General features: G+C 69.9%; 12 protein-coding genes and 3 tRNA genes. 8 read left to right on the top strand and 7 right to left on the bottom strand.

The window, feature by feature from the left end; all coding sequences use genetic code 11:
- Window positions 1-73: 73 nt before the first annotated feature.
- The gene (locus VYL96_RS05350; protein ID WP_063974005.1) at window positions 74-589 is read right to left on the bottom strand and encodes a single-stranded DNA-binding protein; all 516 of its coding nucleotides are present in this window, start codon (window positions 587-589) and stop codon (window positions 74-76) included.
- Window positions 590-755: 166 nt separating this feature from the next.
- Complete coding sequence (locus VYL96_RS05345; RefSeq protein ID WP_061230010.1) at window positions 756-2,786, bottom strand: bifunctional copper resistance protein CopD/cytochrome c oxidase assembly protein; 2,031 nt, start codon at window positions 2,784-2,786, stop codon at window positions 756-758.
- Between the two features lie 108 nt (window positions 2,787-2,894).
- Here VYL96_RS05345 and VYL96_RS05340 point away from each other — a divergent pair.
- Window positions 2,895-2,967 (top strand) — tRNA-Arg (locus tag VYL96_RS05340).
- A 666-nt stretch (window positions 2,968-3,633) separates the two neighbouring features.
- On the opposite strand, the gene VYL96_RS05335 is transcribed toward VYL96_RS05340, so the two are convergent.
- Entirely contained in the window at window positions 3,634-4,623 is a 990-nt protein-coding gene (locus VYL96_RS05335; protein WP_063973991.1) for a TIGR03557 family F420-dependent LLM class oxidoreductase, read from the bottom strand.
- A gap of 78 nt (window positions 4,624-4,701) precedes the next feature.
- On the opposite strand from VYL96_RS05335, the gene VYL96_RS05330 reads away from it, so the two are divergent.
- Entirely contained in the window at window positions 4,702-5,433 is a 732-nt protein-coding gene (locus tag VYL96_RS05330; protein ID WP_329439396.1) for an HAD family hydrolase, read from the top strand.
- 91 nt (window positions 5,434-5,524) lie between these two features.
- Here the strand turns inward: VYL96_RS05330 and VYL96_RS05325 are convergent, their stop codons facing one another.
- Window positions 5,525-6,829, bottom strand: coding sequence for an MFS transporter (locus tag VYL96_RS05325; RefSeq protein WP_007626697.1), 1,305 nt, complete (start codon window positions 6,827-6,829; stop codon window positions 5,525-5,527).
- Window positions 6,830-7,124: 295 nt separating this feature from the next.
- On the opposite strand from VYL96_RS05325, the gene cmrA reads away from it, so the two are divergent.
- The 3 genes from cmrA (at window position 7,125) to VYL96_RS05310 (ending at window position 8,806) form a co-directional block, all read left to right on the top strand.
- The gene (cmrA, locus tag VYL96_RS05320; RefSeq protein WP_063973990.1) at window positions 7,125-7,946 is read left to right on the top strand and encodes a mycolate reductase; all 822 of its coding nucleotides are present in this window, start codon (window positions 7,125-7,127) and stop codon (window positions 7,944-7,946) included.
- A gap of 45 nt (window positions 7,947-7,991) precedes the next feature.
- Window positions 7,992-8,660 (top strand): oligoribonuclease, encoded by a 669-nt coding sequence (gene orn, locus VYL96_RS05315; protein WP_007626700.1) that lies wholly within the window; start codon window positions 7,992-7,994, stop codon window positions 8,658-8,660.
- Window positions 8,661-8,733: 73 nt separating this feature from the next.
- A tRNA-His gene (locus VYL96_RS05310) sits at window positions 8,734-8,806 on the top strand.
- Between the two features lie 63 nt (window positions 8,807-8,869).
- On the opposite strand, the gene VYL96_RS05305 is transcribed toward VYL96_RS05310, so the two are convergent.
- Window positions 8,870-9,859 carry a DUF2804 domain-containing protein gene (locus VYL96_RS05305; protein ID WP_063973989.1) on the bottom strand — a complete coding sequence of 330 codons (990 nt, stop codon included), beginning with the start codon at window positions 9,857-9,859 and terminating at the stop codon, window positions 8,870-8,872.
- An 83-nt stretch (window positions 9,860-9,942) separates the two neighbouring features.
- Between VYL96_RS05305 and VYL96_RS05300 the strand changes: the two genes are divergently transcribed.
- Window positions 9,943-11,226 carry a cation:proton antiporter domain-containing protein gene (locus VYL96_RS05300; RefSeq protein WP_131885002.1) on the top strand — a complete coding sequence of 428 codons (1,284 nt, stop codon included), beginning with the start codon at window positions 9,943-9,945 and terminating at the stop codon, window positions 11,224-11,226.
- 11 nt (window positions 11,227-11,237) lie between these two features.
- On the opposite strand, the gene VYL96_RS05295 is transcribed toward VYL96_RS05300, so the two are convergent.
- Complete coding sequence (locus VYL96_RS05295; protein WP_131884921.1) at window positions 11,238-12,467, bottom strand: L,D-transpeptidase; 1,230 nt, start codon at window positions 12,465-12,467, stop codon at window positions 11,238-11,240.
- 235 nt (window positions 12,468-12,702) lie between these two features.
- Between VYL96_RS05295 and VYL96_RS05290 the strand changes: the two genes are divergently transcribed.
- A tRNA-Lys gene (locus tag VYL96_RS05290) sits at window positions 12,703-12,775 on the top strand.
- Window positions 12,776-13,000: 225 nt separating this feature from the next.
- Here the strand turns inward: VYL96_RS05290 and VYL96_RS05285 are convergent.
- Window positions 13,001-13,276, bottom strand: coding sequence for a DUF3618 domain-containing protein (locus VYL96_RS05285; RefSeq protein ID WP_131884922.1), 276 nt, complete (start codon window positions 13,274-13,276; stop codon window positions 13,001-13,003).
- 148 nt (window positions 13,277-13,424) lie between these two features.
- On the opposite strand from VYL96_RS05285, the gene VYL96_RS05280 reads away from it, so the two are divergent.
- Window positions 13,425-13,931 carry a peroxiredoxin gene (locus tag VYL96_RS05280; RefSeq protein WP_131884923.1) on the top strand — a complete coding sequence of 169 codons (507 nt, stop codon included), beginning with the start codon at window positions 13,425-13,427 and terminating at the stop codon, window positions 13,929-13,931.
- The last annotated feature ends 2 nt before the right edge of the window (window positions 13,932-13,933 follow it).

Below are 13,933 nucleotides of genomic sequence, written 5' to 3'. Positions count from 1 at the left end.
CACGACCCCCATGTTACGTGTCCGCCCGCGGCCCCGGCGTCCCCGGCGGACGCCGCCCCCTCCCCCGGTGCGTCTACCCGCCGGCGACCCCCACGAACTCGCCGTCGCCGGCCGGTACCGCCCCCGCCGCGTCGAGGTCGTGCGACCCGATCTCCATCGCGTCCTCGTCCTCCTCGGACAGGCCGCGCAGACCCGGCTCGCCGCCGTCGGTCGCCCCCTCCCCGGGCGCGTCCGGCTTGGCCCGGCGCACGGTGACGTCCATTCGGGACAGGTCCGGGCCCAGCGCGCTGACCCGCATCTCCAGATCGCGCATGAGGTGACCGTCGCGCTCGTACTCGTTGGTGAGCAACCGGCCGTGGACGATCACGCCGTCGCCCTTGCAGATCGACCCGGACGCCCGCTGCGCGAGCCGGCCCCAGCAGTTGGCCGAGAAGTACAGCGTGCCGCCGGTCTTCCACTCCCCCGACGTCCGGTCCTGGTAGCGGGTGTTGCTGGCGACCCGGAAGGAGAACACCTGGTCGTCGCCGACGCGCCGGGTGGTGGGGTTGGTGATCACGGTTCCGCGGACTGTGGTCTGGGCTTCGTTCATGGGCTCACTCCTGTCACGCTCGGCCGACCGTGCGCCGGCCTCGTGCCCTGCAGAGTGCCGCACCTCGTCGTCGTCACCCCTGGTCCCCACCGCGCGCGGTGGTCACCCTGTGGAGAGGGGGCGGGGTGTGGAGAGGAGGGGTGCGACGACGACGAGGTGCGCGACCTCAGCGCCGGCGGTCCGCGCGAGACATCTCGGCGAGCATCTCGTTATAGGCCCTGAGCTCGGCGTCGTCGTCCCGGTCGGCCTGCCGCTCCCCGCGCCGCGCCTCGCGCATGTCGCTCTGGTACCACTGCCACGCCAGGGCCAGCATGACGATCACCAACGGGATCTCCCCCATCGCCCAGGCGACGCCGCCGCCGACCCGCTGACTCTGCAACAGGTCCGGGATCCACGGCAGGCCGATGCCCGAGTACCAACCCTCCGCCAGCACCGTGGGGTAGTTCATGAGCAGGATGCCGAAGAACGCGTGGAACGGGAGCGAGGAGAGCAGCACCATGAGCTTGTACATCGGCGAGAAGTGCCGCGGTGCCGCGTCCACGCCGATGATCACCCAGTAGAACAGGTAGCCACTGATGAGGAAGTGGACGTTCATGAACATGTGGCCCAGGTGCTCGGAGGCCAGCGTCTCGTAGAACCCGCCGAAGTAGATGATGTAGAAGCCGGCCACGAACTGCACCGACGCGACGATGGGGTGGGTGAGGAATCGCGAGATCGGGCTGTTGATGAACTCGACCAGCCACTCGCGCGGCCCCGGCGGGTTGCCCCGACCGGCCGCCGGCAGCGCCCGTAGCGCGAGCGTGAACGGGCCGCCCAGCGCGAGCAGGACCGGCACGAGCATCGAGATGATCATGTGGCCCACCATGTGGCTGGCGAAGTCGGCCATCATGAACATCCCCATGCCCGAACTGGTCGTGAGGAAGAGGATCACGCAGCCGGACACCCAGAAGGCGGTGCGGCCGGCCGGCCACGAGTCACCGCGCCGGCGCAGGCTGAACAGCCCCCACAGGTACAGGCCCAGCAGGATTACCGCGGCCAGGCCCAACACCAGGTCGAAGCGCCACGTGCCGAACACGGTGCCGAATCCAAATGGGCCGGGCAGCTCGAAGCCGAGCAGCGCCTCCTGGCGGGTGGGCACGTACAGCGGCGCCGGCGGCGGGGTTCGACCCAGTGACACGGACAGTCCGATGGTGCCCGCCATGATGACGGACTCGGTGAGGATGATCCGCAGCATCGTCGCGCGGTCCACCGGGGCGTTGGCGCCCTTGGACTCGATCCGGTTGATGACCCGGCGGCGCACCGCCAGGCCGAACAGGGCGAGCAGGCACAGCACGAGCGCCTTGCACACCACCAGCAGCCCGTAGGTGGAGGTGAACAGGTCGGCGGGGTGCAGGCGCACGATCGCGTTGATCACGCCCGACAGGCCCAGCGCGATGATCGCCACCGTCGCCACCGCCGAGTAGCGACGCAGGGCCAGGGCCACCCGCGTGCCGCCGACCCACGTGTGGGCGATCACCGCGACGAGCCCGCCGATGTAGAACGCGGCACTGAACAGGTGGATGATCAGCGAGTTGGTGGCGATGTCGTGCGCGGTGCTACCCGAGGCGTGGCCCGTGGCCGCCACCGGTAGCAGCGAGAGCGCGGTGACGGCGAGCCAGATGACCGACCAGCGCCAGCTCAGCGTAAGTCGCTGCCCGATCCCGGCGACGAGCGCGATGATCGCGGCCCACCGCCACGAGGACGCCACGTCGATCTGGTTGATCGCCACCAGCCACTGGTCCGGCGGCAGCGACTGGAAGAACGTGCGCCCGGAGACGTCGGAGAGGGTCAGCGGGATGAGCAGCGCCGCCGCGACCGCCCAGGCGATGTTGGCCCAGGACGAGATCTGCTGCATGCGGTAGCCGTCCACATCGAGCGTCTTGTCCTTCTGCGGCGGAGTGAAGAACGCCGCGAACAGGGCGGCACCCACCGCCACCGACGCGAGCAGTTCGCCGATGGACCGCAGCGCCGGCAGCCCGGCCGTGGTGAGAACGCCCGGGTCGGGCACGCCCACCAGCTCCAGCGCGACGTCCCGCGACAGCGCGGAGAGCGGGATGACCACCGCGGCCGCCACCGCCGCGAGGAGCAGGACGAGCAGGACGATACTGCGGGTTCCGAGCCGCCCGGTGGTGGCTGGAGCGGTCTTCGACGACGTCATGACCACCATCGTAAGAACCCGGGCGCCCCCGGGCCGATTCGCCGGTGCCGGGACCACCCCCCGGATCGGCTACCATTCACCCGGCGACGCCCTCGCGGTGTGTCGCAGGCCTCCGTAGCTCAGTGGATAGAGCATCCGGTTTCTACCCGGCTGGTCAGGGGTTCGAATCCTCTCGGGGGCGCCCAGTGCGTCGGGATCCGGGGCTTCACCCATCGAGCAGAGCTTTTCGCACGCCGCCACTCGACAGATACGGGCGAAAAGCTCTTCTCGACGACTACGGACGATCGTGTCGTTCCGGTCGCCTGTGAGGTGGTCCGCCTACGCCTCGTCGCCGTTCGGCGCAGGAGAAGACTCCGGGCCACGCCCGGGCCCAGCGCCACGGCCCGGCCACATCACTTTCACCAGCCCGAGTATCGGAGGGGTGAGGAAGAAGCCGCCGGCGAGCGGGTTACCCGACGCGAAGAAGGCCACTGAGAGTGCCGTGAACAGCAGCAGAAGCGCTACTCCTGTGGGGGGGGTGCGGCAGTAGACCCGACCATGACGCTGACAGAAGCTGCGACTCCTCGCGAACTACGCCAGCCTGCGGTCCACTCGCCCTCGGATCTTGTTCCGGACCTGAGAGAACCTCGCCTCTGCGCTGGGCTGGGACTCCTCGGCGATCCGGGCCCGGCGAATCCGAGACGTCGGGGTCGATGTCATCCGATCCAACCCCCGCATCCCCGCGGTGAAGGCGCTCCGGCTTGCTTTCATGCCTTTCAGTGTAGCCACGAGCGTCCCCTTCCTCGGTCCTGTTCAACTCCCCCATAGGGCGCGACGGTAGGCGTGGGGTCCGACACGATCTGTCCGCTCAGCCCGCGGCCTCCCGCAGCCGGGCGAGCAGCGGCTCCGCCGCCTCCTCGAGGAACCGGTCGAGCGTGGAGTCGCCGATCTGGATGAGCGCGATGTCCGTGTATCCGGCTTCCCAGTAGGGCCGGACCTTCTCCACGATCGCGTCGAGGTCGGGACCGCAGGCGAGCTGCTCCCCCACGTCCTCGGGCCGCACGAACTGGGTGGCGGCGGCGAACCCGGCGGTGGTGGGCAGGTCGGAGTTCATGGCCCAGCCGCCGGCGAACCAGCGGAATTGGTCGTGCGCGCGCTCGACGGCGGCCTTCTCGGACTCGGGGTCCCAGCTGATGGGGATCTGCGCGATCGCGCGGGCACCGTCACCGATCCGCGTCTGCCCGTCCAGGGCGTTCCACTTCTCGATGTAGCTGCTCTCGGGCTCGGTCGCAATGAGGTGGTCGCCCAGCGGGCCGAGGTGCGCGAGCGCCTTCTCGCCCCCGGCGGCCACGCCGATAGGAACCCGCTTCTCGGGCAGATCCCACAGGCGGGCGGAGTCCACGCGGAAGTGCTCGCCGGAGTAGGTGACGAGGCCTCCGTCGAAGAGCTCGCGGATGATCTCCAGCGCCTCGACGGTCATCTCGTGCCGCTCGTCGACGGATGGCCAGCGTTGGCCGACGACGTGTTCGTTGAGGTTCTCGCCAGCGCCGATGCCGAGCATGAACCGGCCGTCGGACATGATCTGCACGGTCGCGGCCTTCTGCGCCACGACGGCCGGGTGGTACCGCAGGATCGGGCAGGTGACGTAGGTGCACAGGTCGACCCGTTCGGTGACGTGCGCGACCGCACCGAGCACGCTCCACACGTACGGCGCGTGTCCCTGCGAGCTCAGCCACGGGAAGTAGTGGTCGGAGGCCACCTCGAAGTCGAACCCCGCCTGCTCGGCCTTGGCGGCGTAGCGCACGAGTTCCTTGGGGCCCGACTGTTCGGTCATGAGTGTGTATCCGAAGCGCGTCATGCCAATCGATCGTGCGCGCGAGCGACGGCGAGCGCCACCGGTCGACGCGGCCGAGCGCCGGTGAATGACGCCCCCGGCGTGCCCGAGGACACACGTGTGCGGTTGCCGCCGCGCGGCGAGACGGGCACCTTCGGGGGCATGAGTTCCGAGCGCGCACTTCTTCTCGACGTCGACGGCACGCTGATCGACTCGACCTACGTCCACGTCGCGACCTGGTACCGGGCACTGGCGGAAGCCGGGGCGCCGGTTCCCTACGTAGAGGTCCACAAACGGATCGGCAAGGACGGATCCACGCTGGTGTCCGAACTCCTGGAACTCGCCGGTGTCGACGACGACGACGAGCGCGATGACATGGCGAGCCGGGCCAAGGACCTGCACACCGAGTATTACGCCGAGGCGCCCCTGAGGCTGCTCCGCGGTGGCCGTGAGCTCGTCCGCGGAGCCAAGGAACGCGGCTGGATCACCGTGCTCGCGACCTCGGCGGCGCCGTCGGAGTTCGAGCAGGCGCGCGAGTTGCTCGACGTGGACGACCACCTGGACGCCGTGACCACCGGCGAGGACGTCGACCAGGCCAAGCCGGATCCGACCATCGTGGCGATCGCCCTGGAGCGCTCCGGCGTCGACGCCGAGAACGCCATCATGGTGGGCGACGCGACCTGGGACGCGATCGCCGCGGCCAAGCTGGGCATCCGCTCGGTGGCGGTGCGCACGGGAGGGATCGGCGACGCCGAGCTCACCGAGGCGGGCTTTTCCACGATCGTCGATGACGCCGCGGCCGTCCTCGAACTCCTCGAGGCCGACGAGCTCTGACCGGCGAGCCCGGGGCGACCCTCCCGGGACGCCGGGGTAGCGCGCGGTCGCAGACGCGGCGGGCCGGACTCTTAATCAGCGGGTTCAGGGTTTACCGAACGTCCGCCCAGCTACCGGCCGCCTCGTCGCGGGTCGGCGTCCGCACCGGCAACAGCAGGAGCAGGCCCACCAGCAACACCAGGCCGATGCCCGCGATGCCCGCGCGATCCGTCGCGAACGCCCACGTGAACAGCCCGAACAGGGCGGGGGCGAGGAACGAGACCGCGCGGCCGGTGGTGGCGTAGAGGCCGAACATCTGACCATCGCTGCCCGCCGGGGCCAGCCTGGCCAGGAACGACCGCGACGCCGACTGCGCGGGCCCCACGAACAGGCACATGAGCAGCCCGAAGACCCAGAACATCGCGGGGCCGTCGACGAACAGCAGGACGGTCATGGTCGCGATCATCGCCACCAGCGAGCCGATGATCACCGCCTTGGGGCCGACCTTGTCGTCGACAAGGCCCGCGGCCGCCGCCCCCAGCGCCGCCACCACGTTGGCGGCTACGCCGAAGATGAGGACGTCCCCGGGCGCCAACCCGTAGACCGTCACGGCCAGGATCGCCCCGAAGGTGAACACCCCGGCCAGGCCGTCCCGGAAGATCGCGCTCGCGACGAGGAACTTCACGGTGCGCGGATCCCGCCGCCACAGGCGCTTCAGATCGACCCAGAGGATGCGGTACGACGCGAGGAAGCCGGGCTCGTCGTCGTCGACCTCACCGGCGGCCCCACGGGCAGCGGCCGGGCGGTGCTCCGGCACCGACCGCAGCACCGGTAGCGCGAAGGTCGCGAACCACACGGCGGCGAGCAGACACACCAGGCGCACGTTCATGCCGCCGTCGGCGGTGACGCCGAGCAGCCCGCGGTCGGGGCCTTCGCCGGCGATGAAGCCGAGGAACGCCCCGAGCAGCAGGAAGATCCCGCCGAAGTAGCCCATCGCCCAGCCGAAGCCGGACACCCGGCCGACCGTGGCGGGGGTCGAGACCTGGCGCAGCATCGCGAAGTACGACACTTCGGCGAACTCGAAGGTGATCGATCCGATCGCCAGCAGGGCGAGCCCGATGAAGAACCACGGGTACGGGGCGTCCGCGTCGACGAGGAACATCAGCGCGGTGAGCAGCACCGTCGCGTAGGTCCAGATCGCGAGCGACCGTCGACGCCGACCGCCGCGGTCGGCGCGCTGCCCCATCACCGGCGCGGTGAGCGCGATGACCAGCCCGGCGACGGCGACGGAAATCGACAGCCACGTCGCGGCCGACAGCGGTCCGTCGAGGTCCGCGCCCACCGAGTCGGTGAGATAGACGGAGAAGACGAAGGTCACGATCACCGCGTTGAACGCCGCCGACCCCCAGTCCCACATCCCCCAGGCCACGATCCGGCCGCGAGGCGTGCGCGTCGCGGCCGCCGAGGGTGCCGTCGGGACCGTGGACGCAGGTGAGGACGTTTCGGGGCGGTTCGACTGGTTCACACCCGTCACGCTATCCGGCCGGCGGCGGTGGATCGCTCAGCATGGGCTCGCTCGGGAGCTGACCCCCCCCCGCTCCCGTCCAGCCCTCCGGCGGCCCCCGGCGAATGACGTTCGCCGGGGGCCGCGTCCCGAGCTCCGGCCGGTACGCTCAGCCTCGGTCCGCCAGCCCGAAGCCCCGAGGAGCCCCATGTCCCTGCCCACTCCCACCACGTCGAACCGAGCAGTCGTCACCGGCGCCTCCTCCGGGATCGGCATGGCGCTGGCCACCGAACTCGCACGGCGTGGACATTCGCTCATCGTGGTCGCCCGGAGCGAGGGAATCCTGCAGACCCTCAAGACGCGGCTCGAGAGCGAGTACGGCGTGAGCGTCGACGTCCGCCCCTGCGACCTCGGCAGCCCCGCCGAGCGCCAGCCCCTGCTCGACGAGCTGGCCACGCGGGAGATCTCGGTCCTCTGCAACAACGCCGGCATCGCCACGTTCGGACCCGTGGCGTCGCTGGACCCCGCGTACGAGAAGCAGCAGATGCAGGTCAACGCGGTGGCCTGCCACGACCTGGTCCTGGCGGTCCTGCCCGGCATGGTCGAACGGCGATCGGGAGCGATCCTCAACGTCGGATCGGCGGCCGGGAACATGCCGATCCCGAACAACGCCACCTACGCCGGCACCAAGGCGTTCCTCAACACCTTCTCCGAGTCCCTACGGGGTGAACTCATCGGCTCCGGCGTCAACGTGACCCTCCTCGCGCCCGGTCCGGTGCGCACCGAGGAGATCGCCGAGGAGGACAAGACCTTCGTCGACCGCCTGGTCCCCGACCGCCTGTGGGTCGACACCGAGTACACCGCCCGCGTCTCGCTGGATGCGCTGGCCCGCAACAAGATGCGCGTGGTGCCCGGCCCGCTGAGCCAGGCCATGTCCGTGGCCGGGAACTACGTCCCGCGCGGGATCATGGCGCCGATCGTGGGCAGGTTCTACGCCAAGCTCGGCGAGGGACAGCAGGGCGGGGCCTGATCGGCCGACAGCAGCCGGGCCGTCCTGCGGCGATATAGTCGAACGATGCCCGAGTCGACCTCCGCCGAGACCGCTGCCCCGTCGTCGTCACCGACGCCCCACCAGGAATCCAAGAACGACCGCATCGTCTGGATCGACTGCGAGATGACCGGCCTCGACACCACGAACGACAAGTTGGTGGAGATCGCGGCGCTGGTCACCGACTCCGACCTCAACGTGCTGGGCGAGGGCGTCGACATCGTCATCCACGCCTCCGACGCCGCGCTCGACGCCATGGTGCCGGTGGTGCGGGACATGCACGCCTCCTCCGGCCTGACCGAGGAGATCCGCAGGTCGACGGTGACGGTGGCCGAAGCCGAGAAGGCCGTCCTGGACTACGTACGGGCGTGGGTGCCGGTGGCCGGGTCCGCTCCCCTGGCGGGCAACTCGATCGGCACCGACCGCGGCTTCCTCGCCCGCGATATGCCCGAGCTCAACTCCTACCTGCACTACCGGATGATCGACGTCAGCTCCATCAAGGAACTGTGCCGCCGGTGGTACCCCCGCATCTACTTCGGCCAGCCCGAGAAGGGCATGTCCCACCGGGCCCTGGCGGACATCAAGGAGTCGATCCGCGAGCTGCAGTACTACCGGGCCACCGCGTTCGTCCCGCAGCCCGGGCCGACCAGCGACGAGGTCAAGAAGGCCGCCGCCGAGCTGCCCGCGGTCGAGTAGCCTCACCTGCGGATTTCCCGGCGAGACCACCTAGAGGGTAAAGTCGTCAGCGCTGTCCGCGAGGGCAGCGGTGGTGGCTGTAGTTCAGCTGGTAGAGCACCAGATTGTGATTCTGGTTGTCGCGGGTTCGAGTCCCGTCAGCCACCCCGACCGCGATGGCGGGTGATGCGCACTCCGGTGCGGGTCACCCGCCATTCGCATCTGCGGCCCTACCAGCGGTTGCGGGACTGCTCCGCCCAGCCCACCAGCCCGTCGAGCGAGACCTCCGTGCCGTCGTCGAGCACGCCGGTTCCGTGCCACGTGCCGAACGCCTGATGCGTCTTCACCGCCAACACCCCGAGCTCGGTGATATCGCGGCGCATATGAAACGGCGTGAGCGTGGCATCCAACCGCTCGCCCCGCACCCGCCACGGCCCGGCCGGGTCCGACACGTCATAGGTCCACTGCAGGTCGTCGCCGATCTTGTGCATGCGGCCGTCGACGAGGATCCCGTTCTCGGTCGACCCGGTGCCGTCGGTCCACGTGCCGCCCACCTGGACAGCCCGCGTCGAGCCGCCCACCACGCCGCTACCCGCGCCCCAGTTCCAGGTGGTCGCGTACCGCCAACGACCCCGCCCGCGGTCGAGGACCGCCCAGCCGGCCCCGAGGTCATGCGTCGTGCCGTCGACGGTCACCGACCCGGTGACGGGATTGGCCAGATCCTTGAGGGTGTACTGGAACCGCCTCTCACTCCACGGGACCACCACCGCGAGGCTGTCGTGCCCCGGGCGGCTGAACTCGAGCTGGACCCGCACACCGCGCGCCTGCACACGGATGGAGGTGGCGTCCTCGTCGTCGTCGACCTCGATGGACACCCGACCCCCACCCACGCCGGCCGATCCGCGCAGGGCGCCGTCCCCCGGTTCCTCACCGAACGGCGGCCGGTGGAGCGGCCTGATCCCGCTGCGGCTCTCCTCCCGCCCCGTGTGCCGATCCAGGACGTAGACCGCGCAGTTGGCCAGATAGTCCAGCCCGGCGACCGTCAGACCGACCACGAACCGGTCGGTGACGATCCCCCAGTACTCCCAGCGCTTGGTCCGCCCCCAGCCGGCGATGTGAGTGCGATGCAGGGGGCGCCGGGACCAGCCCACGGCGTCCGGGTTGAGCCTCCGGCCGTGGGCCAGGTCGACGGGTCGAGTGATCTCGCGTTCGGCGGTCATGGGGTCACTGTCGCACGCGCGCCGCCGGCCGAGGCGGAGGGTCCGGACGCGGGACCCGGATGCGCGCCCCGGCGGCCTTTCCTATGGTGCGGATGACCGACCGACGCAAGGAGGGACCGTTGCCCACACTCGATCTGTTGCTCGCGGCCGTGGGCGCTCTCGGGGTGGTGATCGTCGCCCTCTCCGCGCGGATGACGCGCTGGCCCGTGTCCGAGCCGCTGATCGCACTCGCCGGCGGCGTCATCCTGGGGCCCGCAGTCCTCGGTGTGTTGGACGTGCCCGACATCCTCGCCGAGCAGTCGACCCTCCACAACGGAGCGGAGATCCTCCTCGCCGTCTCGGTGATGGGTGTGGCCCTGCGCTACCCGTTCTCCGCCATCCGCGAGCACTGGCGGCGTCTGGCGCTCCTGCTGGTGGTGGTCCTGCCCGCGATGGCACTGATCTCGACGGGCCTGGCCATGTGGGCTCTGGGCATACCGTTCGCCCTCGCTCTGCTGTTCGGCACCGCCATCTGCCCCACTGACCCCGTCCTGGCCTCCGCCGCCGTCACCGGCGACGCCGCCGAGGAGGACCTACCCGAACACGACCGCCAGCTGCTGTCCCTGGAGTCCGGGGCCAACGACGGCCTCGCGCTGCCCCTCGTCCTGGTCGCGCTCGCCGTGGCCACCCCCCTCACCGCCGGTCAGGCCGCCACGGAAGCCCTCTGGCAGATCGGAGCAGCCCTCGCTGTGGGCGCCGTCGGAGGAGTCGCCGCCGCGAAGGCCCTCCACTTCTCGGAACGACACCACGACACCGAGAAGGGGGCCATGCTCATGTACACCCTGCTGCTGTCGATCCTCGTCCTCGGCGTGTCGGGTCTCCTCGAGGCCAACGGGGTGTTCGCGTCCTTCGTCGCCGGGCTGGCGTTCAACCTCGCGAGCTCCGGTAGCGAACGCAAGACGGAGGTGGAGATCGACGAGGCGGTCAACCAGTTCGCCGTCCTGCCGTTCTTCCTCGCCCTGGGCGCGATGATCCCGTGGACCGCCTGGGCGGAGCTCGGCTGGGGCGCCGTGTGGCTCACGGCCGGCGTCCTGCTGCTGCGTCGCCCACCGCTGCTGTTCGCCCTGATGAAGCCACTCGGCCTGAAGGTGCGCGGGGCCGCCTACCTCGGCTGGTTCGGCCCCGTCGGGGTGGCAGCGATGTTCTATCTGACCGAGGAGGCCTCGCGGGCCGGTGCGGATCCGATACTCCTCGGTGCCGGGACACTGGTCGTGGTGGCGAGCACCGTGGCGCACGGCATCACCGCTGCACCCGGCCGTGCGCTGTTCCGGGCCGCCGCCGAGCGCGAGCAGACGACGACCTCGTCGTCGTCCCGGTCGTCGTCCTAGTCACCCGGGGCTCAGGCGCCGCGGTCGGCGTTGCCGGCCTTCCAGGTCTCCCACGGGACGTTCCAGTCACCGAGGCCGTCCCAGCCGGGCAGCGTGGGGCCGACGGTCCCGGTGACCTCAAAGATGTCACCGCGCTTGGCATTGTCGTAGAACCACTTGGCGTCCGCCGTGGTGACGTTGAGGCAGCCGTGGCTGGTGTTCTGGCTGCCCTGCGCCCACACCGACCACGGCGCGGCGTGGACGAAGATCCCGCTGTACGACATCCGCGTGGCGTACTGCACCGGCGTCCGGTAGCCCTCCGCCGAGTCCACCGCCACGCCGTACGTGGACGAGTCCATGATCATCGAGGCGTGCTTCTCGCCGATCACGTAGGTGCCGTTGGGCGTCGGGGTGGCGTCCTTGCCCATCGAGGTGGGCATGGTCTTGATGACCTCGCCGTTGCGCTCGACGGTGATCATCTTGGTCGAGTCGTCCACCCGGGAGATCACGGCGTCGCCGATCTCGAAGTTGCTGTGGGCGTCCTGCTGCCCGTACATCCCGCCGCCGAGATCCTCGCCGTAGATGTCCACGTGGACGTCGATCTTGGTTCCGGGCGCCCAGTACTCGGCGGGGCGCCAACGGACCTCCTGGTCGGAGACCCAGTAGAACGCGCCCTCGACCGCCGGCTCGGTGGTGATGTGGATGTTCTCCTGCGCCGCGCGGCGGTCCGCGATGGGCTCGTCGAACATCACCGCGACGGGCTGGCCGATCCCCACCACGGACCCCTCACCCGTGGTCAGGTAGGCGGCCGTCATGATGTTCGGCGTCAGCGTGGTGAACGTGGCGTTCTTACGCGTCACGAGCCCGGCTTCGTCAGTGGCGGTGGACTCCACCGTGTACTGCCGGCCGTACCCGAGCTCCTCGGTCGTGCGCCACTCGGTGAACTCCGGGTTGAACTCGCCCTGCACCTGCACGCCCTCGGGGTTGCGCACCACGACGGAGTCGAGCTTGCCACCCTCGGCGGTGAGGACGATCGGCTCGGCGGGGTTTGCGTCGGTGGCGCCGTCCGCGACCGACAGGTCGATCACCGCGGCCGGATCCGCCGGCGCCTCGGCCACGGGGGTGTCTTCCACCGTGCCGTCGCCGATGGTGCAGCCGGTGAGGACCAGTGCGCCGGTGAACACCGCGGCCAGACCGAGACGGGCCTTCGACCGGGCCCCGGTCGCTCGCCGCGCCGTCCGATCCGTTGTCCGCAGGTTCACTGATGGCCCCTTCCAGCTGTCTCTTCCGCCCGGACGTGGCCACGACCGGGGGATGTCTACACCAGTATGCCTGCCAGGGTGCCCGCGTTCCATATCGAAACACCGGAGGGTGTCACATCACGAACCTCTCGAGTTGGACGGCGACACAAACGGTGACCAGGCGATTTCGTGATCCGGGCTCACGGCTGTTACTGTTTCTCTCGCACCACGGAAGGCCGCGAGGCCGGAAGTACAAGCGCCATTAGCTCAATTGGCAGAGCAGCTGACTCTTAATCAGCGGGTTCGGGGTTCGAGTCCCTGATGGCGCACCGAGCGAAAGCCCCGGGTTTCACGACCCGGGGCTTTTTCGTGTGCGCGGGGCCGGGGGCCGCGCGGGGGCCGCTGACCAACGAGAAGAGCGTCCCGCACACATCGACCGAGTGGGAGTGTGCGGGACGCTCTTCTGGATGCAGCTGAACCGGAGCCGAGCGGAAGCCGCGCCGACGCCTACGCCGGAGCCGGCCGGACCGGGTCCGTGACGAGCGACGGCGGGCTCAGAGGGCCCTGCGGGCCGCCAGGTACGCCTCGATGCGCTGGCGTTCTTTGCGCTTGTTGACCATGGACACCGTGATCCCGCCGACGACCAGGGCCGCGATCCCGCCGAGCACCGCCAGAACGCGCGGATCCTTCAGGGCCGCGGTCGCACGCTCCTTGCCCTCGGTCGCGAGGTTCTTGGGATTGACCCGGTCGATGATCTCGTCCAAGGTCGTCGCGAGATCGTCACGCGCCTTGGCGATATCGCCCTCGATGCTGTCGTAACTCCTGGACACGAGACCTCCGTCGATCGCTCGTCCGCGGGTGCCCCGCGGGTCTTGACCACGCCCACGCTACTGCACACCGACTGGATCCGCGCCCGAGCGCCGGTGCATCGGATAGGTTGGGAGGGTCCGACGCCCCGACTCGACCCCAGGAGCACCGGTGACCACACCACGGCTCGAGGTGGGCCAGCCGGCCCCCGCGTTCACCCTCCCCGACGCCGACGGCACGCCCACGTCGTTGCAGGACCTCCTCGCGGAGCACGGGAAGGTGCTCGTCTACGTCTACCCCGCCGCCATGACGCCGGGGTGCACAACCGAGACCGTGGACTTCGAGAACGCCCTCCAGCAGCTGCGGGACGCGGGCATGGGCGTCGTCGGCGTCTCCCCCGACGCGCCCGAGAAGCTGGCCCGGTTCCGGGACAAGTACGGCATCACGTTCCCGCTCCTGTCCGATCCCGACAAGACGATGCTCACCGAGTGGGGCGCCTTCGGCGAGAAGAAGAACTACGGCAAGACCGTCATGCGAGTGATCCGCTCGACCTTCGTGGTGGAGTCGGACGGCACCATCTCGATGGCCCGGTACAACGTCCGCGCGAAGGGGCACGTGGCGATGGTCGCCAAGCTGCTCGGTGTGGAGCTCCCCGAGCCGCAGCCGGCGGAGGGCTGAAC

The organism is Dietzia maris (assembly GCF_036287335.1).
Classification (GTDB): Bacteria; Actinomycetota; Actinomycetes; order Mycobacteriales; family Mycobacteriaceae; genus Dietzia; species Dietzia cinnamea.
The sequence above is the reverse complement of the archived record's forward strand: the minus strand, read 5'-3'. Positions and strand labels throughout refer to the sequence as shown.

Coding starts and splice junctions, on each gene's coding strand:
- VYL96_RS05305 (WP_063973989.1), bottom strand. CDS start 9,859: ATGACCGCCGAACGCGAGATCACTCGACCCGTCGACCTGGCCCACGGC.
- VYL96_RS05325 (WP_007626697.1), bottom strand. CDS start 6,829: ATGTGGGACTGGGGGTCGGCGGCGTTCAACGCGGTGATCGTGACCTTC.
- VYL96_RS05345 (WP_061230010.1), bottom strand. CDS start 2,786: ATGACGTCGTCGAAGACCGCTCCAGCCACCACCGGGCGGCTCGGAACC.
- orn (WP_007626700.1), top strand. CDS start 7,992: ATGCCCGAGTCGACCTCCGCCGAGACCGCTGCCCCGTCGTCGTCACCG.
- VYL96_RS05335 (WP_063973991.1), bottom strand. CDS start 4,623: ATGACGCGCTTCGGATACACACTCATGACCGAACAGTCGGGCCCCAAG.
- cmrA (WP_063973990.1), top strand. CDS start 7,125: ATGTCCCTGCCCACTCCCACCACGTCGAACCGAGCAGTCGTCACCGGC.
- VYL96_RS05350 (WP_063974005.1), bottom strand. CDS start 589: ATGAACGAAGCCCAGACCACAGTCCGCGGAACCGTGATCACCAACCCC.
- VYL96_RS05300 (WP_131885002.1), top strand. CDS start 9,943: ATGGTGCGGATGACCGACCGACGCAAGGAGGGACCGTTGCCCACACTC.